Origin of the sequence: Streptomyces sp. LMG1-1-1.1 (genome assembly GCF_040815545.1) — a bacterium.
In the GTDB taxonomy this organism is placed as follows: Bacteria; Actinomycetota; Actinomycetes; order Streptomycetales; family Streptomycetaceae; genus Streptomyces.
In genome coordinates this window covers 90345-112458 of record NZ_JBFPNH010000025.1, presented here as the reverse complement: position 1 = coordinate 112458, position 22114 = coordinate 90345, and the positions used below count along the sequence as shown (strand labels likewise).

General features: G+C 71.5%; 18 protein-coding genes. 13 read left to right on the top strand and 5 right to left on the bottom strand.

Annotated features, from left to right (window positions below):
- Positions 1-107 precede the first annotated feature (107 nt).
- The 3 genes from MRBLMG1_RS15065 to MRBLMG1_RS15055 all read left to right on the top strand — a co-directional run bounded on the left by MRBLMG1_RS15065 (position 108) and on the right by MRBLMG1_RS15055 (position 4703).
- A complete protein-coding gene (locus tag MRBLMG1_RS15065) occupies positions 108-764 on the top strand; it encodes a GNAT family N-acetyltransferase (RefSeq protein WP_367824501.1) in 657 nt (218 codons plus the stop codon).
- A gap of 67 nt (positions 765-831) precedes the next feature.
- Positions 832-2670 carry an IucA/IucC family protein gene (locus MRBLMG1_RS15060; RefSeq protein WP_367824500.1) on the top strand — a complete coding sequence of 613 codons (1839 nt, stop codon included), beginning with the start codon at positions 832-834 and terminating at the stop codon, positions 2668-2670.
- Positions 2671-2729: 59 nt separating this feature from the next.
- Positions 2730-4703: an ATP-dependent DNA helicase gene (locus tag MRBLMG1_RS15055; protein ID WP_367824499.1), complete on the top strand. Its 1974-nt coding sequence runs from the start codon at positions 2730-2732 to the stop codon at positions 4701-4703.
- A 133-nt stretch (positions 4704-4836) separates the two neighbouring features.
- On the opposite strand, the gene lexA is transcribed toward MRBLMG1_RS15055, so the two are convergent.
- Positions 4837-5625, bottom strand: coding sequence for a transcriptional repressor LexA (lexA, locus tag MRBLMG1_RS15050; protein ID WP_367824498.1), 789 nt, complete (start codon positions 5623-5625; stop codon positions 4837-4839).
- Positions 5626-6070: 445 nt separating this feature from the next.
- Between lexA and nrdR the strand changes: the two genes are divergently transcribed.
- The 3 genes from nrdR (at position 6071) to MRBLMG1_RS15035 (ending at position 10687) form a co-directional block, all read left to right on the top strand.
- On the top strand, positions 6071-6580 hold the full coding sequence (gene nrdR / locus MRBLMG1_RS15045; RefSeq protein WP_367824497.1) for a transcriptional regulator NrdR: 510 nt from the start codon (positions 6071-6073) through the stop codon (positions 6578-6580).
- Positions 6581-6752: 172 nt separating this feature from the next.
- Entirely contained in the window at positions 6753-9644 is a 2892-nt protein-coding gene (locus MRBLMG1_RS15040) for a vitamin B12-dependent ribonucleotide reductase (protein WP_367824496.1), read from the top strand.
- A gap of 302 nt (positions 9645-9946) precedes the next feature.
- Entirely contained in the window at positions 9947-10687 is a 741-nt protein-coding gene (locus tag MRBLMG1_RS15035) for a class I SAM-dependent methyltransferase (protein WP_367824495.1), read from the top strand.
- 164 nt (positions 10688-10851) lie between these two features.
- Here MRBLMG1_RS15035 and MRBLMG1_RS15030 read toward each other — a convergent pair whose 3' ends face one another.
- Positions 10852-11379, bottom strand: coding sequence for a TerD family protein (locus tag MRBLMG1_RS15030; protein WP_367824494.1), 528 nt, complete (start codon positions 11377-11379; stop codon positions 10852-10854).
- A gap of 144 nt (positions 11380-11523) precedes the next feature.
- Between MRBLMG1_RS15030 and MRBLMG1_RS15025 the strand changes: the two genes are divergently transcribed.
- The 4 genes from MRBLMG1_RS15025 to MRBLMG1_RS15010 all read left to right on the top strand — a co-directional run bounded on the left by MRBLMG1_RS15025 (position 11524) and on the right by MRBLMG1_RS15010 (position 14747).
- The gene (locus MRBLMG1_RS15025; RefSeq protein WP_367824492.1) at positions 11524-12354 is read left to right on the top strand and encodes an arylamine N-acetyltransferase family protein; all 831 of its coding nucleotides are present in this window, start codon (positions 11524-11526) and stop codon (positions 12352-12354) included.
- Positions 12355-12396: 42 nt separating this feature from the next.
- Positions 12397-13002 carry a YdbC family protein gene (locus tag MRBLMG1_RS15020; RefSeq protein ID WP_367824490.1) on the top strand — a complete coding sequence of 202 codons (606 nt, stop codon included), beginning with the start codon at positions 12397-12399 and terminating at the stop codon, positions 13000-13002.
- A 161-nt stretch (positions 13003-13163) separates the two neighbouring features.
- The gene (locus MRBLMG1_RS15015) at positions 13164-13823 is read left to right on the top strand and encodes a histidine phosphatase family protein (protein WP_367824488.1); all 660 of its coding nucleotides are present in this window, start codon (positions 13164-13166) and stop codon (positions 13821-13823) included.
- Positions 13824-13835: 12 nt separating this feature from the next.
- Positions 13836-14747, top strand: a complete 912-nt coding sequence (locus MRBLMG1_RS15010) for an ADP-ribosylglycohydrolase family protein (protein WP_367824486.1) — start codon at positions 13836-13838, stop codon at positions 14745-14747.
- A 101-nt stretch (positions 14748-14848) separates the two neighbouring features.
- Here MRBLMG1_RS15010 and MRBLMG1_RS15005 read toward each other — a convergent pair whose 3' ends face one another.
- A complete protein-coding gene (locus MRBLMG1_RS15005) occupies positions 14849-16402 on the bottom strand; it encodes an MFS transporter (protein ID WP_367824485.1) in 1554 nt (517 codons plus the stop codon).
- Between the two features lie 132 nt (positions 16403-16534).
- Here MRBLMG1_RS15005 and MRBLMG1_RS15000 point away from each other — a divergent pair, with 132 nt between their 5' ends.
- The 3 genes from MRBLMG1_RS15000 to MRBLMG1_RS14990 all read left to right on the top strand — a co-directional run bounded on the left by MRBLMG1_RS15000 (position 16535) and on the right by MRBLMG1_RS14990 (position 18808).
- The gene (locus MRBLMG1_RS15000) at positions 16535-17161 is read left to right on the top strand and encodes a TetR/AcrR family transcriptional regulator (protein WP_367824484.1); all 627 of its coding nucleotides are present in this window, start codon (positions 16535-16537) and stop codon (positions 17159-17161) included.
- Positions 17162-17394: 233 nt separating this feature from the next.
- Positions 17395-18099: a ribonuclease HII gene (locus tag MRBLMG1_RS14995; RefSeq protein ID WP_367824482.1), complete on the top strand. Its 705-nt coding sequence runs from the start codon at positions 17395-17397 to the stop codon at positions 18097-18099.
- A 55-nt stretch (positions 18100-18154) separates the two neighbouring features.
- Positions 18155-18808, top strand: a complete 654-nt coding sequence (locus MRBLMG1_RS14990) for a hypothetical protein (protein ID WP_367824481.1) — start codon at positions 18155-18157, stop codon at positions 18806-18808.
- A gap of 229 nt (positions 18809-19037) precedes the next feature.
- Here MRBLMG1_RS14990 and MRBLMG1_RS14985 read toward each other — a convergent pair whose 3' ends face one another.
- On the bottom strand, positions 19038-19667 hold the full coding sequence (locus MRBLMG1_RS14985) for a hypothetical protein (RefSeq protein WP_367824479.1): 630 nt from the start codon (positions 19665-19667) through the stop codon (positions 19038-19040).
- A 228-nt stretch (positions 19668-19895) separates the two neighbouring features.
- A complete protein-coding gene (locus MRBLMG1_RS14980) occupies positions 19896-22079 on the bottom strand; it encodes a RecQ family ATP-dependent DNA helicase (protein ID WP_367824477.1) in 2184 nt (727 codons plus the stop codon).
- Between the last annotated feature and the right edge of the window lie 35 nt (positions 22080-22114).

Sequence of the window (22114 nt, the reverse complement as noted above, 5' to 3'; positions counted from 1 at the left end):
GACGCCCACGCAGGGCGTCCACGCAGGACGTCGACGCCCACGCAGGACCCGTACGCACCATCGGAGCGCCCACGCCCCGATCACACCGCCGAGAGGAGAGCGACAACGTGTCACCCATCCACCCACCGGTCGGCCCGCCCGGGGACGACACCCTCGACCTCAGGGTCGACGACCTCGTCGCCCTCCTCGACGGCGACCTGCTGGACTCCGTCGCCGACTGGGGCCCGACCACGACCCCGGTGGGCTCCTTCAAGCTCGTCCCCGTGCGACTCGAACGGGACCTGGCGCTTCTGGCGCGATGGATGAACGACCCCGCCGTCGCCGCCTTCTGGGAACTCGCCGGCCCCGAGTCCGTGACCGCCGAACACCTCCGCGCCCAGCTCGAGGGCGACGGCCGGAGCGTCCCCTGCCTCGGCGTGCTCGACGGCACCCCCATGAGCTACTTCGAGCTCTACCGCGCCGATCTCGACCCGCTCGCCCGGTACTACCCGGCGCGGCCCCACGACACCGGTATCCATCTCCTGATCGGAGGCGTCACCGACCGAGGCCGGGGCGTCGGCACGACGCTCCTGCGCGCCGTCGCCGACCTCGTCCTCGACCACCGTCCCCGCTGCACCCGAGTCGTCGCCGAACCGGACATCCGCAACACCCCCTCCGTCTCCGCCTTCCTCGGCGGCGGCTTCCGCTACGCGGCGGAAGTCGACCTCCCCGACAAACAAGCGGCGCTCGTGATCCGTGACCGCGCGCTCCGTCACGTTCTGTGAACAACCCTCTGTCTTTCATACACCGCTCGGCCCACAGCGGTTCCCACTCCTAGGAGTCCTCGTGTCGATGTCCCCTGCACCCCACGACTCCGCTCAGTCCACGTCTCCCGCCCCGACCGCCACGGACGCACCGGACCCGACCCCCGCACTGCTCGCGCCCCCCGAGCTGACCGCGGCCGCCTGGACCAGGGCCTCCTCCCGCCTGCTCGCCAAGGCCCTGGCGGAATTCGCCTACGAGGAGATCCTGGAACCCGTGCCCGAGGAGAACAGCGCCCCCGACGGCCACGCGCTCCGCCTCGACGACGGCACCACGCTCACCTTCCGTGCCCGCCGCGGCGCCTACGGCAGCTGGCGGATCGCCGCCGACTCGATCACCCACGACGGCCGGCCCATGACCGACCCCCTCGACTTCCTGGCCCGCGCCCGCCGCCTCCTCCAGCTCGACGGCGCCACCCTCGGACACCTCATCCGCGAGCTCTCCGCCACCCTGGCCGCCGACACCCGCCTCGACCACACGGCCCTCACCGCCGCCCGGCTCGCCGACCTCCCGTACGCCGAGCTCGAGGGCCACCAGACCGGCCACCCCTGGCTCGTCCTCAACAAGGGCCGCATCGGCTTCTCCGCCACCGACGCCGCCCGCTGGGCCCCCGAGGCCCGGCGCGCCACCCGGCTGCCGTGGATCGCCGTCAGCAACCGCCTCGCCGCCTACCGGGGCGTGCCCGGCCTCGACACCCCCGACCGCCTCTACGCCCAGGAGCTCGACCCCGCGGTCCACGCCGCCTTCCGCGCCGCACTGACCGCCCGCGGCCACGAGCCCGACGGCTACCTCCTGCTGCCCGTCCACCCCTGGCAGTGGGACGAGGTCCTGCTCCCGCTCTACGCCCCGGCCATCGCCGCCGGGACCGTCGTCCCGCTCCCCGCCGACAGCGACCTCCGGCTGCCGCAGCAGTCCGTCCGTACCTTCCTCAACACCAGTCGCCCCGACCGGCACACCGTCAAGCTGCCGCTGTCGGTCCTCAACACCCTCGTCTGGCGGGGCCTGCCCACCGAGCGGACCCTCGCCGCGCCCGCCGTGACGGCCTGGGTCCAGGGTCTGCGCGCGGCCGACCCCTTCCTGCGGGACGAGTGCGGGGTGATCCTCCTCGGCGAGGTCGCCTCCGTCACCGTCGAGCACCCGCTCTACGACCGGCTCCCCGAAGTCCCGTACCAGTACAAGGAGCTCCTCGGCGCGATCTGGCGCGAGCCGCTGAGGCTGCCCCCGGGGGAGCGCGCCCGCACCCTCGCCTCGCTGCTCCACACGGACCCGGACGGGCGGGCGTTCGTCGCCGAACTCGTCGAGCGCTCCGGCCTCGACCCCGAGGTCTGGCTCCGGCACCTCTTCGGCGCGCTGCTCCCGCCGCTGCTGCACTTCCTCTACCGCTACGGCACGGTCTTCTCCCCGCACGGCGAGAACGCGATCGTCGTCTACGACGGCGACGACGTCCCCGTACGCCTGGCGATCAAGGACTTCGTCGACGACGTGAACATCAGCGCCCAGCCCCTCCCCGAGCACGGTTCGATGCCGGACGACGTCCGCGCCGTCCTCCTCACCGAGGAGCCCGACTTCCTCGTCCAGTTCATCCATTCGGGGCTCTTCGTCGGCGTCTTCCGCTACCTCGCGCCGCTGTGCGAGGAACAACTCGGAGTGCCCGAAGCGGACTTCTGGTCCCTCGTCCGGGCGGAGATCCTCCGCCACCAGGCACGCTTCCCCGAGCTGAAGGAACGGTTCGAGCTCTTCGATCTCCTCACCCCGCGCATCGAGCGGCTCTGCCTCAACCGCAACCGTCTGCACCTGGACGGCTACCGGGACCGGCCCGAACGCCCCCACGCGGCCGTCCACGGCACCGTCCCCAACCCGCTCGCATGACGCGCGCGCGTGATCGACGTGATCGAGCTGTCAGTGGTGCCCCGTAGGCTGGAAGCGCTATGACGAAGCCATCCCTCCCCGACCTCCTCCACGCCGCCGTCTCCGCCGTCGGCGGCACGGAGCGGCCCGGCCAGGTGACCATGGCCACGGCCGTGGCCGAGGCCATCGACGACAACTCCCACCTCCTCGTCCAGGCCGGCACCGGCACCGGCAAGTCGCTGGGCTACCTCGTGCCGGCGCTGGCCCAGGGGGAGCGCGTGGTGGTGGCCACCGCCACCCTGGCGCTGCAGCGCCAGCTCGTCGAGCGCGACCTTCCCCGCACGGTCGACGCGCTGCACCCGCAGCTGCGCCGCCGCCCGCAGTTCGCCATGCTCAAGGGCCGGTCGAACTACCTCTGCCTGCACCGGCTCCACGAAGGGGTCCCGCAGGACGAGGAGGACGGCCTCTTCGACCCCTTCGAGGCGGCGGCGCCCAGCAGCAAGCTGGGCCAGGACCTGCTGCGGCTGCGGGACTGGTCGGACGAGACGGAGACCGGCGACCGGGACGACCTGACGCCCGGCGTCTCCGACAAGGCGTGGGCGCAGGTCTCGGTCTCCTCCCGGGAATGCCTGGGCGCGAGCAAGTGCGCGTACGGCGCGGAGTGCTTCGCCGAGGCCGCCCGTGAGCGCGCCAAGCTCGCCGATGTCGTCGTCACCAACCACGCCCTGCTCGCCATCGACGCCATCGAGGGCGCCCCGGTACTTCCGCAGCACGAGGTGCTCATCGTCGACGAGGCCCACGAGCTGGTCTCCCGGGTCACCGGGGTGGCCACGGGTGAGCTCACTCCGGGCCAGGTCAACCGGGCCGTGCGCCGGTCGGCGAAGCTCGTCGACGAGAAGGTCGCGGACCAGATGCAGACCGCGGCCGAGGGCTTCGAGCGGGTCATGGAGCTGGCTCTTCCGGGCCGTCTGGAGGAGATCCCGGAGGACCTGGCGTACGCGCTGATGGCGCTCCGCGACGCGGCGCGCGCCGTGATCACGGCGCTGGGCTCGACCCGGGACCGGTCCGTCCAGGACGAGGACGCCGTGCGGAAGCAGGCCATGGCCTCGGTGGAGACCGTCCACGGCGTGGCGGAGCGGATCACCCAGGGTTCGGAGTGGGACGTCGTCTGGTACGAGCGTCACGACCGCTTCGGCGCGTCGCTGCGGGTCGCGCCGCTCACCGTCTCGGGCCTGCTGCGGGAGAAGCTCTTCACGGAGCGGTCCGTGGTCCTGGCCTCGGCCACGCTCAAGCTCGGCGGCGACTTCAACGGCGTCGGGGCCTCGCTCGGCCTGGCCCCCGAGGGCACCACGGGTGACGACCTGCCCGTATGGAAGGGCATCGACGTCGGCTCTCCGTTCGACTACCCGAAGCAGGGCATCCTGTACGTCGCCAAGCACCTCTCCCGCCCCGCGCGGGACGGGGAGCGGGGCGACATGCTCGACGAGCTCACCGAACTGATCCAGGCGGCCGGCGGCCGGACCCTCGGCCTCTTCTCCTCCATGCGTGCGGCGCAGCAGGCCGCGGAGGAGCTGCGGACCCGGATCCCGGAACTGCCGATCCTGCTCCAGGGCGAGGACACCCTGGGCGAGCTGATCAAGAACTTCGCCGCCGACCCGAAGACCTGTCTCTTCGGCACCCTGTCGCTCTGGCAGGGCGTGGACGTCCCGGGGCCCAGCTGTCAGCTGGTCGTCATGGACAAGATCCCGTTCCCGCGCCCGGACGACCCGCTGATGAGCGCGCGCCAGAAGGCCGTCGAGGAGGCCGGCGGGAACGGCTTCATGGCGGTCGCGGCGACCCATGCGGCGCTGCTGATGGCGCAGGGTGCGGGCCGACTGGTGCGGGCCACGGGCGACCGGGGTGTCGTGGCGGTCCTCGACCCGCGGCTGGCCACGGCCCGGTACGGCAGTTATCTGAAGGCCTCGCTGCCCGACTTCTGGTACACCACGGACCGCAATCAGGTGCGGAAGTCCCTGGCGGCGATCGACGCGGCCTCGAAGGCGGCGAGCGACTGAGTCCGGGCGGGCCGCGGTGCCTTTCGCCGCGCTGCCCGACAGCCACTGGCGGGTGTCGGGGCCCTGCGGACACGGCAGGGCCCCGGGACCGGCGCAGTTGGTCCCGGGGCCCGGTCAGAGCCGGCGGGGTGTGTCACACCCGCCGCAGCACCGCCACGACCTTGCCGAGGATGGTGGCCTCGTCGCCGGGGATGGGCTGGTACGCCGAGTTGTGCGGGAGGAGCCAGACGTGGCCGTCCTCGCGCTTGAAGCGCTTGACGGTGGCCTCGCCGTCGAGCATGGCGGCGACGATGTCGCCGTTCTCCGCGACGGGCTGGCGGCGGACGGTGACCCAGTCGCCGTCACAGATCGCGGCTTCGATCATGGAGTCGCCGACGACCTTGAGGACGAACAGCTCGCCGTCGCCGACCAGCTGCCGGGGGAGCGGGAAGACGTCCTCGACGGACTCCTCGGCCAGGATCGGGCCACCGGCGGCGATCCGGCCGACCAGCGGGACGTACGACGCGGCGGGCTTGCCGGTGGTGTCCGTCGGCTGGGTGTTCGGCTGGTCCGATCCGCGGACCTCGTAGGCGCGAGGGCGGTGGGGGTCGCGGCGGAGGAAGCCCTTGCGCTCCAGTGCCATGAGCTGGTGGGCCACGGACGACGTGCTGGAGAGCCCGACCGCCTGCCCGATCTCGCGCATCGACGGCGGGTAGCCGCGCCGCTGGACCGAGTCGCGGATGACTTCGATGACCCGGCGCTGCCGGTCGGTGAGTCCGGAGCTGTCCGCCCGGATGCCTGGAGGTCGCCCGGGGAGGGCGCGGGCGGGTCGCCCGGGCTCCTCGCCGTTCATGCTTGCGTCATTCATGGCGTGCACCGGCTCGAGTCGGCCCTGGGAGCGGTCCTGGGCGGTGATGGTGGCACTGTCTGCGGTGGTGGTCACGTCGTCGGCCCCTCTCGAATGGTCTCCCTCGCTGGCACAACGGTAGTAGCTTTCGAAAGGTTGCGCCAAACACACGTTCGAGTGAAAAATCGCAGATTGCCTTACGCCTCTATACATGGGGGTGTATGAGCACTGTCACGCCGCGGCCTCCGCGGCCGCGACGAGACGCGTGACGGTAACCTCGCCGCTGCGTCGCGGGCGTCCGTCGCGCCTCCCAGTGTCGCATCCGCGGGCCCGGAATCCCGGTACCGGGGGCCTCGCGACACGCGCAGGGCGCGGAATCGCCCGCAACCCAAGATCTAGTGGTTGTATGGCACCGGCCACCCAGGGGTTGTGGTCCTCGGTCTGCCGAGGGTGCGCGCATCGCCTATGCTGGTGGTCGCTTCGCAGGGCCTTGACCGGCCGGTGAGGCTCGTCAGTCGTGCCGTGAGGAAGGGTCGGAACCTTGCATTGCCCCTTCTGCCGGCACCCCGACAGCCGTGTCGTCGACAGTCGCACCACCGACGACGGGACGTCGATCCGACGCCGTCGCCAGTGCCCCGACTGCTCCCGTCGTTTCACGACGGTGGAGACCTGCTCGCTCATGGTGGTGAAGCGCTCCGGCGTCACCGAACCCTTCAGCCGTACCAAGGTCATCTCCGGCGTCCGCAAGGCGTGCCAGGGACGACCGGTCACCGAGGACGCCCTCGCCAAGCTCGGCCAGCGGGTCGAGGAGGCGGTGCGCGCCACCGGGAGCGCCGAGCTGACCACCCACGACGTGGGTCTGGCCATCCTCGGCCCCTTGCAGGAGCTCGACCTCGTCGCCTACCTGCGCTTCGCGTCCGTGTACAAGGCCTTCAACAGCCTCGAAGACTTCGAGGCCGCCATCGCGGAACTCCGCGTGCGGCCTCCCGCTGAGAACAGCGGGGCCGGTGTGACCCCCGAGGTCCCCGTTCCCGCCACCGCCGCCGACTAGATCGGCGGTCCGGGCCGACCGAGGCCCGGCGACCGGCCGCCGTGCGGCCCGGCAGACGTGCCCCGAGCGACCCGTGCGGTCCTCGTGGCAGCAGTACAGAACGAGTACAGAAGACGGTGCCCTGGGACTATCTGGGTGCCAAAGTGTGTTTTGCCCGTATATGGGAGGCGGCATGACAGAGACGGCGAGCGGCCCGGCACGTGGTTCCCGCACCAAGGGAGCCAAGTCGGCGAGCAAGGGCCTGCGCATCGAGCGCATCCACACCACCCCCGGCGTGCATCCGTACGACGAGGTGGCCTGGGAGCGCCGTGACGTCGTCATGACCAACTGGCGCGACGGCTCGATCAACTTCGAGCAGCGTGGCGTCGAGTTCCCCGACTTCTGGTCGGTGAACGCGGTCAACATCGTCACCAGCAAGTACTTCCGCGGGGCTGTCGGCAGCCCGCAGCGCGAGACCGGTCTCAAGCAGCTCATCGACCGGATCGTGAAGACGTACACGAAGGCCGGTGAGGAGTACGGCTACTTCGCCTCGCCCGCCGACGCCGAGATCTTCGAGCACGAGCTGGCCTACGCCCTCCTGCACCAGATCTTCAGCTTCAACTCGCCGGTCTGGTTCAACGTCGGCACGCCCCAGCCCCAGCAGGTCTCCGCCTGCTTCATCCTGTCCGTCGACGACTCCATGGAGTCGATCCTCGACTGGTACAAGGAAGAGGGCATGATCTTCAAGGGCGGCTCCGGCGCCGGCCTGAACCTCTCCCGCATCCGCTCCTCCAAGGAGCTGCTCTCCTCCGGCGGCAACGCCTCCGGCCCGGTCTCGTTCATGCGCGGCGCCGACGCGTCCGCGGGAACGATCAAGTCGGGCGGCGCGACCCGCCGCGCGGCCAAGATGGTCATCCTCGACGTCGACCACCCCGACATCGAGGACTTCATCGAGACCAAGGTCAAGGAGGAGGAGAAGATCCGCGCCCTCCGCGACGCGGGCTTCGACATGGACCTGGGCGGCGACGACATCACGTCCGTCCAGTACCAGAACGCCAACAACTCCGTCCGCGTGAACGACACGTTCATGAAGGCCGTCGAGTCCGGTGGCAAGTTCGGCCTCACCTCGCGCATGACCGGCGAGGTCATCGAGGAGGTCGACGCCAAGTCGCTCTTCCGCAAGATGGCCGAGGCCGCGTGGGCCTGCGCCGACCCGGGCATCCAGTACGACGACACGATCAACCACTGGCACACCTGCCCCGAGTCCGGCCGCATCAACGGCTCGAACCCGTGCAGCGAGTACATGCACCTGGACAACACGTCCTGCAACCTCGCCTCGCTGAACCTGATGAAGTTCCTCAAGGACGACGGCAAGGGCGCCCAGTCCTTCGACGTCGAGCGCTTCGCCAAGGTCGTCGAGCTCGTCATCACCGCGATGGACATCTCCATCTGCTTCGCCGACTTCCCCACCCAGAAGATCGGCGAGAACACCCGCGCCTACCGCCAGCTCGGCATCGGCTACGCCAACCTCGGCGCCCTGCTGATGGCGACCGGCCACGCGTACGACTCCGACGGCGGCCGCGCCCTCGCCGGTGCCATCACCTCCCTGATGACCGGCACCTCGTACAAGCGCTCCGCCGAGCTCGCCGCGGTCGTCGGCGCGTACGACGGCTACGCCCGCAACGCCGAGCCGCACCAGCGCGTCATGCAGCAGCACGCCGACGAGAACACCAAGGCCGTCCGCTTCGACGACCTCGACTCGCCGATCTGGGCCGCCGCCACGGAGGCCTGGCAGGACGTCGTCCGCCTCGGCGCGAAGAACGGCTTCCGCAACGCGCAGGCCTCGGTCATCGCCCCGACCGGCACCATCGGTCTCGCGATGTCCTGCGACACCACTGGCCTTGAGCCCGACCTCGCCCTGGTCAAGTTCAAGAAGCTGGTCGGCGGCGGCTCGATGCAGATCGTCAACGGCACCGTCCCGCAGGCCCTGCGCCGCCTGGGTTACCAGGAGGAGCAGATCGAGGCGATCGTCGCCCACATCGCCGAGCACGGCAACGTGATCGACGCCCCCGGTCTCAAGGCCGAGCACTACGAGGTCTTCGACTGCGCCATGGGCGAGCGCTCCATCTCCGCGATGGGCCACGTCCGCATGATGGCGGCCATCCAGCCGTGGATCTCGGGCGCCCTCTCCAAGACCGTGAACCTGCCGGAGACGGCCACGGTCGAGGACGTCGAGGAGGTCTATTTCGAGGCGTGGAAGATGGGCGTCAAGGCGCTCGCGATCTACCGCGACAACTGCAAGGTCGGCCAGCCGCTCTCCGCCAAGAAGAAGGAGGAGGAGAAGGCCGAGGTCACCGCGAAGTCCGAGGCGACGATCCGCGAGGCCGTCGAGAAGGTCGTCGAGTACCGTCCGGTCCGCAAGCGCCTGCCCAAGGGCCGCCCGGGGATCACCACCTCCTTCACCGTCGGTGGCGCCGAGGGCTACATGACCGCCAACTCCTACCCGGACGACGGTCTCGGCGAGGTCTTCCTCAAGATGTCCAAGCAGGGCTCGACCCTCGCCGGCATGATGGATGCCTTCTCCATCGCCGTCTCCGTCGGCCTGCAGTACGGCGTCCCCCTGGAGACGTACGTCTCGAAGTTCACCAACATGCGCTTCGAGCCGGCCGGCATGACGGACGACCCGGACGTGCGGATGGCGCAGTCGATCGTCGACTACATCTTCCGCCGCCTGGCGCTCGACTTCCTGCCCTTCGAGACCCGCTCCGCCCTCGGCATCCACTCGGCCGAGGAGCGTCAGCGTCACCTCGACACCGGCTCGTACGAGCAGGCCGAGGACGAGGTCGACGTCGAGGCGCTGGCCCAGTCCGCGCCCCGCACCCAGGAGCTGAAGGCCGTCGCGGCCCCGGCCCCGCAGACCGAGGTCCCGGCGCCGAAGCAGGCGCACACCTCGGCGGAGCTCGTCGAGATGCAGCTCGGCATCAGCGCCGACGCCCCGCTCTGCTTCTCCTGCGGTACGAAGATGCAGCGCGCCGGCTCCTGCTACATCTGCGAGGGCTGCGGCTCGACCAGCGGTTGCAGCTGACACCTGACGGCGGTGCGTCGGACCCGAACGTCCGGCGCGGCCCGTAGGCGTCGCTGAGCAGCGGTTCACGAAGGGGATCGGCCGAGTGCCGGTCCCCTTCGTCGTGCCCGCGGGGTGCCCTCCCCGGGTGACCGGCGACCTGGCACCCGTACACAAGGCCGGGGCCGTGTCCGGATCTTCGTGGCTTCTGCCAGTACGACGGTCCGTCAGGGGGCGGGAAGACTACCGCCGGAGGCCGGGGCGCGTCCCAGGGGTGGGAGCCGCGGCCGGGAACCCGACGGCGTACAGGGGAGGGCGGCAGGATGAGCGTGCAGCAGTATGACGAGATCGGTGAGGCGTTCGAGGGCTTCAAGGCCCTACCGGCGGTGCGGTACGGCGAGGTGCCGAGCTTCCTCGCCATGGTCGGGGACGTACGCGGCAAGTCGGTCCTGGACCTGGCTTGCGGGACCGGCTTCTACAGCCGGGAGTTCAAGCGGCGGGGCGCCGCCGACGTGTTCGGATTCGACATCTCCGGCGAGATGGTGGCCGTCGCGCAGCAGCTGGAGGAGCGCGACCCGCTGGGCGTGCGCTACGAGGTCGCCGACGCGGCCGAACTGCGGCCGCTCGGGCAGCGCTTCGACGTCGCCGTGGCGGTGCAGCTGCTCAACTACGCCGAGGACATCGCGGCCATGGAGCGGATGTGCCGCAACGTGCACGCGAACCTGGCGCCCGGGGCCGAGCTCTTCCTGTTCAACCAGTCACCCGACTACGACTTCGCCGGGCCTTCCCTGGCCAAGTACGGCTTCGTCACCGAGCTGACCGGCGAGCAGGCCGAGGCCGGGCCGCGCGTCCGGACCACCGCGCTGCTCGACCGGCCGATCAGCATCGTCAGCACCTTCCCGCGCCGCGAGGTGTACGAGAAGTGCCTGCTGGCGGCCGGATTCAGCGAGCTGACCTGGGTCCCGATCGAGGTGTCCGACGCGGGCGTCGACGCCTTCGGTGAGGACTTCTGGGCGGACTTCCTCGTCAACCCGCCCCTGGAGATGCTGCGCTGCCGCGCCTGACCTGACGCCGGTCGCCCGTCAGCGGGCTCCGCGTCAGACCCGCGGCCGGTCGCCCGGTGGCGGGCTCCGGGAGGACACCGGTCAGGGGGCCGGGGAGGCGGTCAGGGGGCCGGGGAGGCGTCGACCACCGGTCGGCGCCTCCTTCGCGCGTGCGCCCCGAAGGATCAGACCCGTGCGGTGCCCAGCAGCGTGGCGAAGGTCTGCGGGTCGGCGTCGAAGCCGTGGCTGATCGGCCGGTACGACCAGCCGGCCCCGGCGCGGGTGAACTCGACGACCGTCGCCGACAGCGCGTCCGGCACGTCGGCGAAGTCGTGCGTCAGGAGGTCGTCGTACCCCTCGCGGACCCGTATGCCCGAGCTCGCTATCGAGCCGAACGCCAGCCGGCCGCCGTTCTGCTGTATCGCCACGCCCACCACCACGCGCGCGTACTCCGGGGACAATCGGTCCAGCTCCAGCGTCATCGCCTCGTCGTAGCCGAAGCCCTGGCCCGTACGGCTGTCGCGGTGGAGCGTGATCGTGCCGTCGGGGGAGCGGCTGCCGAAATGCACCAGGTACACGGGCGCCCCGTGCGGGTCCGCGCCGGAGAAGACGCCCGCGACGAGATCCAGGTCGTGGGCCGGCGAGCCGGCCGGCGCGGGGTCCCACCTGAGCGTGACCTCGACCCGTCCCACGCCTTTGTTGAGTCCGCTCATCGTGCTTCCCCTCTTCCTGTGCGCCCCCGCGCACGCTTCGCCCGCATCCCCGTCCACCCGCTCAAAAGCCCGTGGTCGTGGGCTGATTACTCATGGTGTCATGGGGCTACGACAAAGGGTCCGGCGCATGAGGGGGAGAGCGGTTTGTGGAGCGGTGACGAGCTGGATCTCGACGCATATCTGGCTCGAATCGAATACGAGGTCGGGCGTGACGGGGAACTCGCCGTCGATCTGCGGACACTGACGGCCCTTCACCGTGGCCACGTCCGGGCCATTCCGTTCGAGAACCTCGACGTCGCCCTCGGGAGGCGGGTCCCGCTGGACCTGAAGAGCCTCCAGGGCAAGCTCGTCGAGCGGCGTCGGGGAGGCTACTGCTACGAGCAGAACTCCCTGTTCGCGGCGGTCCTCGAACGGATCGGGTTCCCGGTGGCCGGTCGCGGGGCCCGCAACCGGTCGCGCGGCGGGGCGCTGACGCCCGTCACCCACGCCCTGCTCGTCGTCACGGTGGACGGCGAGCAGTGGCTCGCCGACGTGGGGTTCGGCTGGCAGGGGCCGCTGGAACCGGTGCCTCTGCGGGACGGGGCCCGCGTCGAGCAGGGCGGCTGGACGTTCGGGATCGGCGTGGAGGACGAGGGCATCCACGTCCTGCGCTCCCTGCGGCCGCAGGGCTGGACCGACCTGTACGCGTTCGCCCCGCAGACCCTCTACCCCGGCGACTTCACCGTCATGAACCACTACAGCTCCAGCCATCCGCTGTCGCGTTTCCTCGGCCAGGTCGTGGCCCAGCGACCCGGCCCCGGCCTACGCAGGGCCCTCGTGCGCGACGCGCTGTCGACGGTCAGGACGGACGGCTCCACCGAGGAACGGGTGGTGACCGTGGACGAACTGACCGCCGTACTGGAGGCCGATTTCGGGATCGAACTGGACGACGAGGAGCGTGCGGGCCTTGAGCGCGTGCACCCGGTGGGGGCCTGAGAGGGTCTGCCGGGGCGCTCTCCCGCCCCGTACGATGGCGCGGTGCTGGTCAAGTGGATTCGCTGCACCGTGACGGACCGTCGAGGGTTCGAACGGGGACAGCGGAAATGGGCGGGGCTGCTCGGTGAGCCGGGATTCCGGGGACAGGGCGGCGGGTGGAGCCGGGCTCGACCGGACGTCGCCCACATCTTCGCGTTCTGGGAGAGCCGGGCCTTCTACGACTCCTTCATGGCGCGGTCGCACGATCGTCTCGCGGCCTCGCAGGTGGGCTCGTTCAAGGACGCCCAGATCAAGCTGTTCGACCACCGCTTCGACGTGAAGACGGGGTTCGAGCCGCGGTTCTCCGACGCCGACGTGGCACGGGTGGCGCACTGCCGTGTCCACGAGGAGCGCGCCGAACACTTCGCCCTCATGCAGGAGAAGGTCTGGAACCCGGCGATGGCCGGTTCCCCCGGCATGCTGCGGGGCCTCTTCGGAGAGGCGCCCGGCAGCGAGTTCCTCGTGCTCTCCCTGTGGCACTCCGCCGCCGAGCACGGCAAGTACCGGGTGGAGCGCATCGAGCGCCTCGGGCTCCGCGCCCGCACGGCGGCCGATGTCGCGGCGCTCTCCGGCGACGTGGTGCAGCTCGAACCGGCGTGGACGGTGTGAACCGGACCGGATGATCCGGTGACCGGCGGGGTAGGGCCGGACGACCGGTGACCGGGGGGGCAGGTCGAGGGGCGCCCGGGACCGCCGGCTCGTACACCGTATGGAGGCCGGGTGAGGGCCCGGCCGAGCCGGTCGGGTGGCAGGGATCTAGGGTCGTGGGTATGGCACGACCGCGGCGCATCGTTCTCGTACGGCACGGAGAGTCCGAGGGCAATGTCGATGACACGGTGTACGAACGCGAACCCGACCACGCGCTGCGCCTCACCGAGACCGGCCGACGGCAGGCGGAGGCGACGGGCGTGCGGCTCCGTGAGGTCTTCGGCGACGAACCCGTGAGCGTCTACGTCTCGCCGTACCGCCGCACCCACGAGACCCTCCGGGCCTTCAGGCTGCCCCCGGAGCAGGTCAGGGTGAGGGAGGAGCCCCGCCTGCGGGAGCAGGACTGGGGCAACTGGCAGGAGCACGAGGACGTGCGCCTGCAGAAGGCGTACCGGGACGCGTACGGGCACTTCTTCTACCGCTTCGCCCAGGGCGAGTCGGGCGCCGACGTCTACGACCGGGTCGGAGCGTTCCTGGAGAGCCTCTACCGCAGTTTCGAGGCCCCCGACCACCCGCCGAACGTCCTGCTCGTCACCCACGGACTCACCATGCGGCTGTTCTGCATGCGCTGGTTCCACTGGACGGTCGCCGACTTCGAGTCGCTGTCGAACCCCGGCAACGCCGAGACCCGCACCCTGCTGCTCGGCGAGGACGGCCGCTACCGCCTGGACAGGCCGTTCGAACGCTGGCGTACCCCGGAACCGTACGGCCACACCGGATAGAGTGGCAGAGCGATGACCGCTGACTCCTCACTCGACCGGCGCTTCGACCGCGCCCTGGCCAGCCTGCGCGGGCTGTCCGTGGGAGACGCCCTGGGCTCCCAGTTCTTCGTACCCGCCCACTACCCCCTGCTGAAGCGGCGTGAGCTCCCCGCCGGCCCCTGGCAGTGGACCGACGACACCGAGATGGCCTGCTCCGTCCTGGCCGTGCTCGTGCACCACGACCGCATCGACCAGGACGCCCTGGCGCTGTCCTTCGCCCACCACCACGACTTCGACCGCGGTTACGGCCCGGCGGTCAACCGGATGCTCCGGCTCATCAGGGAGGGCGGCGACTGGCGGGAGCTGGCCGCCGCGCTCTTCAAGGGCCAGGGGTCCTGGGGCAACGGCGCCGCGATGCGGATCGCCCCGCTCGGAGCCTGGTACGCGGACGACCCGGAGCAGGCCACGCACCAGGCCGAGATCTCCGCCTACACGACACACCAGCACCGCGAGGCAGTCGTCGGCGCCATGGCCGTCGCCGCGGCGGCCGCGCTCGCCGCCGACCCCGCCGGGCCGCCCACGCCCGAGGCGCTCCTCGACGGGGTCATCGCCCTGGTGCCGCGCAGTGCCGTGGGGGCGGGCCTGCGCAGGGCCCGCGACATGCTCGACTACGGCGACGCGACCACGGTCGCCGCCGTCCTGGGCAGCGGCCGGCGGACCAGCGCCCACGACACCGTGCCCTTCGCCCTCTGGTCCGCGGCCCGCGGCCTCGGCGACTTCGAGCGGGTGTTCTGGACGACCGCGCAGGTCGGCGGCGACGTCGACACGACCTGCGCCATCGCCGGTGGCGTCGTGGCCGGCGCCGCGGCCGGTGCGCCGCCCGCCGACTGGCTGCGGCAGACCGAGGCACTTCCCGAATGGGTCCCGGACGGGGCGCCGGCCTGACGCCGTAGGTCGGGGGTTGAACGGCGTACGAGGTCCCTCGCGCCCCCGGTTGGGGTGCGAGGGACCTCGGTGTTCCACGGCGGGCCGGGGTCTTCCGGTGATCAGGCCGTCGGACCCGACGCCTCCGCGCGGCCGCTCAGCGCCTCCAGGTCGGTCTTGCGGACCCGGATCATCAGGACGGCCGTGACGAGTGCGATCAACGCCATCACCGCGGCCGCCATGAAGGCGGAGGCGATGCCCGAGGTCAGCACCTCGTGGCCCCAGGGGGCGGGCAGCTGCTTGGTCTTCGCGAACTCGGCCTTCTGCTCGGGCGTCGAGCCCGAGAGGAACGCGGGAACCTGCCGCAGGCCCTCCTCGCGGCTGGCCGTGCCGAACACCGTCACCAGGATGGACAGGCCGAGCGAACCGCCGACCTGCTGGGTGGCGTTGAGCAGCCCCGACGCAGCCCCGGCCTCGTGCTGTGCCACTCCGGAGACGGCCGTGAGCGTGAGCGTCACGAAGTTGAGGCCCATGCCGAAGCCGAAGAGGAGCATCGGTCCGAGGACGCCGTCGGCGTAGCCGCTGTCCGCCGTGATGAACATCTGCCAGAACAGGCCCGCGGCGGTGATCGCCGCACCCGCCACCATGAACGGCTTGGGGCCGAAGGTCGGGAGGAACCGCTGCGCGAGTCCCGCCCCGAGGCCGATCGCGACGGTCACGGGGAGGAAGGCGAGTCCGGACTGGATCGGGCTGTAGCCGAGGACGTTCTGGACCCACAGCACGATGAAGAAGAACATGCCGAACATGGCGGCCGACAGGCTGAGCATGATCACGTACGTGCCCGAGCGGTTGCGGTCCGCGAACATCCGGAGCGGCGTGATCGGCTCCTTGGCGCGCGACTCCACGAGCGCGAACGCCACGAGGAGGACCACCGCCGTGACGAAGGAGCCGATGGTCAGGGCGTCCCTCCAGCCCTCCTCGGAGGCCCGGATGAAGCCGTACACCAGCGCCGCCATGCCGAGCGTCGAGGTCGCGGCGCCCGCGATGTCGAAACGGCCAGGGTGGCGCTCGGACTCGGCGATGTAGCGCGGGGTGAGGAAGGCGATCAGTAGGCCGATCGGCACGTTGACGAAGAGGACCCAGCGCCAGTCGAGCCATTCGGTGAGCATGCCGCCGGCGAGCAGGCCGATGGCGCCGCCGCCCGCGGAGACCGCGGCGAACACGCCGAACGCCCGGTTGCGTTCGGGCCCTTCGGGGAAGGTCGTGGTGATCAGCGCGAGCGAGGTGGGCGAGGCGATGGCGCCGCCCACGCCCTGCACGGCCCGCGCGGCGAGCAGCTGCCAGGGCTCCTGGGCGAAGCCGCCGAGCAGGGAGGCGAAGGTGAAGAGCAGGATGCCGGTCAGGAACACCCTGCGGCGCCCCAGGATGTCCCCCGCGCGTCCGCCGAGCAGCAGGAGGCCGCCGAAGGTGAGCGTGTAGGCGCTGAGCACCCATGACAGGTCGGTCGTCGAGAAGGAAAGTGCGTCCTGGATGTGCGGCAGGGCGATGTTCACGATGGTCGCGTCGAGGACGACCATCAGCTGGCACGCGGCGATGACGGTCAGGGCGATGCCCGGCCGACCCGCGGAGCGGGCGGGGCCGTCCTTGGTCTGGGTGTCCAGCGGAGAAGTTGTCACTATGGATCCCCCACGGAAGAATTAGTGAACGCACCCGTTCACTGTCCACCACGGTAGTGAGTCCCCCTCAGTGAACGCAACCGTTCACTGAGCGCTGCCGACGATCCGAATCGCCCCAACGGAGAGATCCTGATGGTTACTTCGCGCTCCGCGGCCGCCGCTCGGCCGGAGAGGGCGTCGCTGCGACGCCGCGGTCCCGTCCTCGAACGGGCCATCCTGGAGGCCACGCTCGAACAGCTCGGGAGCGTCGGCTGGAACGGTCTGACGATGGAGGGCGTCGCGGTCGGCGCGCAGACCGGCAAGGCCGCGGTGTACCGCCGCTGGCCGTCGAAGGAGGACCTCGTCGCGGACGCCCTCCAGGCCGGACTGCCGACGCTCGACGAGGCCCCGGACCACGGCGCCGTGCGCGAGGACCTGTACGAGCTCTGCCTCCGCGTCCGGGACGTCATGTACTCCAAGCCCGGCTTCGCCCTGCGCGCGGTGCTTCACGAGTGCGACGCCGACTCCGCCGGGCGGTTCCACGAACTCATCGTCACCGGGGTGGTCGAGCCGTCCACCCGGCTCTTCCGGGAGGTTCTGCGGCGCGGAATCGCACGGGGCGAGGTGCGCTCCGACGCGGTGGACGACCTGGTTCTCGACGTGATCCCCGCGATGATGATGTACCGCTCCAAGGTGTGCGGGAGCGAATGGCCGGACGGCGAGATCGCCGCCGTGATCGACCGGATCATGATGCCGCTGGTACGCGCGGAACGCGGCTGAGACGGGGGTGCGGGCGTGGTGATGAGGGGCGCGCGGGCACGGTGATGACGGGCAGGTGGGTGCGGCAACGACGGGCGCGCGGGCGTGGCGATGACGGGTGCGCGGGCACGGTGATTCCGGGCGCGCGGGCGTGGTGATGACGGTCCGGGAGGCCGGGCGTGGAGGCCTCTCCGGGGTCCTAGGGGAATCCGGGTATCGCGCGCGGCACCGGGCGGCGTAACCTGGCTTGCGCCATGCCGTACGAACCTCCCACTCACACTGTCGAGCGATCGCTCCGCGCCACCAGCGGCGCCAAGGTCGTCGCCGGAGTCGACGAAGTCGGGCGCGGGGCGTGGGCCGGCCCCGTCACGGTGTGCGCGGCCGTCACCGGTCTGCGCCGGGCCCCCGAAGGCCTCACCGACTCCAAACTGCTCACCCCCAAACGCCGGACCGCGCTCGCCGCCGAGCTGGAGCGGTGGGTCACGGCGTACGCGCTCGGAGACGCCTCCCCGGAGGAGATCGACGAGCTCGGAATGACCGCGGCCCTACGCCTCGCGGCCGTCCGGGCGCTCGAAGGTCTTCCCGTGTGCCCCGACGCGGTGATACTCGACGGCAAGCACGACTACCTCGGCAGCCCCTGGCAGGTCCGTACGGTGATCAAGGGCGACCAGTCCTGCATCGCCGTCGCCGCCGCGTCGGTCATCGCGAAGGTCCGCCGCGACACCCTCATGGCGGAGCTGGAGGCCGAGCGCTACGCGGCGTACGGCTTCGGTGCCAACGCGGGCTACCCTTCCCCGGTCCACAAAGCGGCGCTCGAGGAGCTGGGGCCCACCCCGTACCACCGCCTCTCCTGGTCGTACCTGGACGCGTTGCCCCAGTGGCGCCACCTCAAAAAGGTCCGCCTCTCCGCCGAGGCGGCCGCGCTGGAAAGCGGGGGCCAACTCGGCTTCGACTTCTGATCTTCCGGTCGCGGGGACCCGCCGCAGGGCGACCCCTCACGCGCCCGGGGTGCACATGCGTGCCCACCCGCCGGTGCTCCGCGCAGCGGTGTTCGACCTCCATCCACCCCTCCCTCCCGAGGAGCCTCAGATTCACGAGAGTGCCCAGGGTCCCCGCGCCACCGCGTCGACCCCCCGTCCCGTACCCGGCCCGCGTTCCGCGGCCACCCCGCGTCCCGGACGCCCTGGTCCCCGTCCGGCCGGGCCCGCGGCGCCGGCACCGCGTCCCGGCCCTCCGGCCGACCGGTCGGAGAATCGTTCCGACCAGCGGTCCGCGCCGCAGCTCCAGCTGATCCCGGCCCCCCTCGACGGTGCGCTCGACGCCGCCGAGGAGGCCCTCGACCTTCTGCTCGAGAGCGGCCGGGCGCCCGGCGACGTCCTGGTGCTGACCACCGGCGACCAGCACCCGTGGGCGGCGCACGAGCTGTCCTTCGGCGAAGTCGCCTACTGGGCCCAGCAGGACTCCGGCGACGACGTGTTCTTCGCGGACGCCTCCGCCGCGGAGCGGGCGAACGCCCGACCCGTGGTGATCGTCGCCCTCAACGGCGGCGACGACGAGACGGTCGCCCGGGCCCTGCCGTCGGCGATGTCCCGCGCGGGCGTGCTGCTCGTCGTCTGCGGCGACCCGCAGCGCGTCACCTCGCTCCTCGGAGCGGGCGCCGGCGTCTGAACGACCACCCTTCGTCGGAGCGGTCCGGTCCGTAGTCGACCGGCCCGGACCGGCCTGGACTGGCCCGGACCGGAGTCAACCGGCTCGCCTGGACTGGACCGGACCGGAGTCGATCGGTCCAGCCTGGACCGGCCTGGCTGGACCGAGTCGACCGGCCGGCCTGGGCTGGACCGAGTCGACCGGTTCGGTCCGGGCCGGCGAAGGCTGCCGTGGTGTGCCGTACGCGTGATCAGCGTGCGGCGACCCGGCGCAGTGGTTCCGTCGCGCCGCTCGCCGTACGCGGTGCGAGCCGGCCGAGTTCGACCGGCGCTTCGCCGAGTGGCAGGGGAGGCGAGTCGGAGCTCGGCCGACGGCCTCCCCGGCCCTCCCCGAGCACTTGCCAGCCGCCCCGGGTCAGCGTGATGTACGCCCCGCAGCGGAGCCCGTGCAGGGTGCAGGCGTCCCGGAGCCCCCACATCCAGGCTCCGTCCTCCTCCGTCCAACGCTCGTCACCCTCGCGGCAGTACAGCAGGACCGCGGTCCTGACGGGGGATCGCCTCCGGAGGTCGTGCGGAATGACACGACGCAGATGTGCGAGGAGCACGTTGCGGAACTCCCAGCCGTCCGCGGGGGACGGGCGACGGACGAAGGAGGCGCTGGCGGCGAGGCGCTCCTCGTGGTCGAGGATCGCCAGGACCGCCGTGGCGGGCGTGGGCGTGTGACGTGAGTGGAGGCCGCTGACGACCTCACGCGGATTGCGCAGCAGGGGAACTCCGGCCGCGGCCCACTCGGCGGGTTCGACCATCCGAGCGAGGCGGCTGGCGGACTCGGACGACGATCTGAGCGAGGTGGCTGTGGGCGGAGCGAATCCGAGGGTCACGGGCCTCCCTTCGGATACGCGCCCGCTACGCGGGCAAGGTCGGGTGAGGGCGCACCACGGCACAGTCCTTCCGGACCGCTGATGGGCCGAGTGGGGCGGTTTCCCAATTCTTGCGGGCCCGTGCGCGACCGGCAATGAGCAATTGAGGCCGCTGACGGGAATGCGTCGGTATGCCTTTCATATCCCTGCCCAGTTGCCCATTATTCACTCCCCGTTTCCCCTCCTGTTTCACCCCTGGACGGCGAGCACCAACGGAAACACTCCTTCCGCTCCGGCCCGGCGCAGCAGCCGCGCCGCCACCGCCATCGTCCAGCCGCTGTCCGACAGGTCGTCAACAAGCAGGATCGGGCCCCCGGCGTCGGCCAGCCGGCCCGCGAGTTCGGCAGGGACGGTCAGTGTCCGCTGCAGACCGACCACCCGCTGGGCGCTGTTGGTGCGGGAGAGCCGCAACCCCTCTGTCTCCGGGGCGTACTCCACGGTCCCGAGGAGCGGCATCCTGCCGATCTCGGCGATCCGCGCCCCGAGCGAGCCCACCAGCCTCGGCTTGCGGTGGGAGGCGACGGTGACCACTCCGGCGGGCCGGGCCGGTGCGTCCGGCGCCCCGGAAGCCCAACCGCCGGGCCCCTTCGCCCAGTCGGCGAGAACCTGCACCACGGCCTGCACGACGTCGTCGGGAACGGGCCCGTCGTGCGTGCCGTCGGCCAGCAGCGGCCGCAGCCGGTTTCCCCAGCCGATGTCCGAGAGCCGCCCGAGGGCCCGGCCCCCGAACGCCTGCTCTCCGGCCGGGATACGGCCCTTCAGATCGACCCCGACCGCGGCGAGCCCCGTCGGCCACATCTTCCGGGGCTCGACCTCCACTCCGGGCCGCCCCAGCTCGCCCTTGGCCGCGTCCAGCGCCGCATCGGACACCTTGGGGTCGAAGCGGTTCCCCGCGCAGTTGTCGCAACGGCCGCACGGAGCGGCCTCCTCGTCGTCCAGCTGTCGGCGCAGGAACTCCATCCGGCACCCCGTCGACGACGCGTAGTCGCGCATCGCCTGCTGCTCGGCCTCCCGCTGCCGCGCCACCCAGGCGTACCGCTCCGTGTCATACGCCCAGGGGCGGCCCGTGCTCTCCCAGCCGCCCTTCACCCGGCGCACCGCGCCGTCCACGTCGAGGACCTTGAGCATCGTCTCCAGACGGGTCCTGCGCAGCTCGACCAGCGGCTCCAGGGCAGGCAGGGAGAGGGGGCGGCCGGCGTGCGCGAGTACGTCGATGGTGCGCCGCACCTGCTCCTCGGGCGGGAACGCCACCGAGGCGAAGTAGCGCCAGATCGCCTCGTCCTCCTGGCCGGGCAGCAGCAGCACCTCCGCGTGCTCCACCCCTCGCCCGGCCCGGCCGACCTGCTGGTAGTAGGCGATCGGCGAGGAGGGCGACCCCAGATGCACCACGAAACCCAGGTCCGGCTTGTCGAACCCCATGCCGAGGGCCGAGGTCGCCACCAGGGCCTTGACCCGGTTGGCCTGCAGATCGTCCTCCGCCTGCTGCCGGTCGGCGTTCTCCGTGCGGCCCGTGTACGAGGAGACGGTGTGCCCGCACTGCCGCAGGTACGCCGTGACCTCATCGGCGGCGGCGACCGTCAGCGTGTAGATGATCCCCGAACCGGGGAGCTCGCCGAGGTGGTCGGCGAGCCAGGCCAGCCGGTGGGCGGCGTCGGGCAGTCTGACGACCCCCAGGCTCAGGCTCTCCCGGTCCAGCGGCCCGCGCAGCACCAGGGCGTCCGTCCCCGCACCCGTGCCGAGCTGCTCGGCCACGTCCGCCGTCACCCGTGCGTTCGCCGTCGCCGTCGTGGCGAGCACCGGAACCCCGGCCGGCAGATCGGCCAGCATGGTGCGCAGCCTGCGGTAGTCGGGCCGGAAGTCGTGGCCCCAGTCCGAGATGCAGTGCGCCTCGTCGACCACGAGCAGCCCGGTGGCGGCCGCGAGGCGGGGGAGCACCTGGTCACGGAAGTCGGGATTGTTGAGCCGCTCGGGGCTCACCAGGAGCACGTCCACCTCGCCGGCGGCCACCTCCTCCTGGACCGTGTCCCACTCCTCCGTGTTCGACGAGTTGATCGTCCGGGCGCGGATGCCCGCCCGGGCGGCCGCCTCCACCTGGTTGCGCATCAGTGCCAGCAGCGGAGAGACGATCACGGTCGGGCCGCTGCCGCGCTCACGCAGCAGCGAGGTCGCCACGAAGTACACGGCGGACTTGCCCCAGCCGGTCCGCTGCACCACCAGGGCCCGGCGCCGGTCGGCGACCAGGGCCTCGATGGCCCGCCACTGGTCCTCGCGCAGTCTGGCCTTGCCCGTCGGGTCCGAGACGAGACGGGCGAGCACGGTGTCGGCGGCGGTCCTGAGTGCGGCGCGGTCTTCCAGGGGGTCTGCGTGGGTCATGCCTCCATGCAACCCGATGCCTCGGACATCGCGCG

What these genes read in the sequence shown, in the direction of transcription:
- MRBLMG1_RS15035 (WP_367824495.1), top strand. Translation starts at nt 9,947, where the DNA reads ATGAGCGTGCAGCAGTATGACGAGATCGGTGAGGCGTTCGAGGGCTTC.
- MRBLMG1_RS15015 (WP_367824488.1), top strand. Translation starts at nt 13,164, where the DNA reads ATGGCACGACCGCGGCGCATCGTTCTCGTACGGCACGGAGAGTCCGAG.
- MRBLMG1_RS15030 (WP_367824494.1), bottom strand. Translation starts at nt 11,379, where the DNA reads ATGAGCGGACTCAACAAAGGCGTGGGACGGGTCGAGGTCACGCTCAGG.
- MRBLMG1_RS14995 (WP_367824482.1), top strand. Translation starts at nt 17,395, where the DNA reads ATGCCGTACGAACCTCCCACTCACACTGTCGAGCGATCGCTCCGCGCC.
- MRBLMG1_RS14980 (WP_367824477.1), bottom strand. Translation starts at nt 22,079, where the DNA reads ATGACCCACGCAGACCCCCTGGAAGACCGCGCCGCACTCAGGACCGCC.
- MRBLMG1_RS15010 (WP_367824486.1), top strand. Translation starts at nt 13,836, where the DNA reads ATGACCGCTGACTCCTCACTCGACCGGCGCTTCGACCGCGCCCTGGCC.
- MRBLMG1_RS15040 (WP_367824496.1), top strand. Translation starts at nt 6,753, where the DNA reads ATGACAGAGACGGCGAGCGGCCCGGCACGTGGTTCCCGCACCAAGGGA.
- MRBLMG1_RS15055 (WP_367824499.1), top strand. Translation starts at nt 2,730, where the DNA reads ATGACGAAGCCATCCCTCCCCGACCTCCTCCACGCCGCCGTCTCCGCC.
- MRBLMG1_RS15000 (WP_367824484.1), top strand. Translation starts at nt 16,535, where the DNA reads ATGGTTACTTCGCGCTCCGCGGCCGCCGCTCGGCCGGAGAGGGCGTCG.
- MRBLMG1_RS14990 (WP_367824481.1), top strand. Translation starts at nt 18,155, where the DNA reads ATGCGTGCCCACCCGCCGGTGCTCCGCGCAGCGGTGTTCGACCTCCAT.
- MRBLMG1_RS15060 (WP_367824500.1), top strand. Translation starts at nt 832, where the DNA reads ATGTCCCCTGCACCCCACGACTCCGCTCAGTCCACGTCTCCCGCCCCG.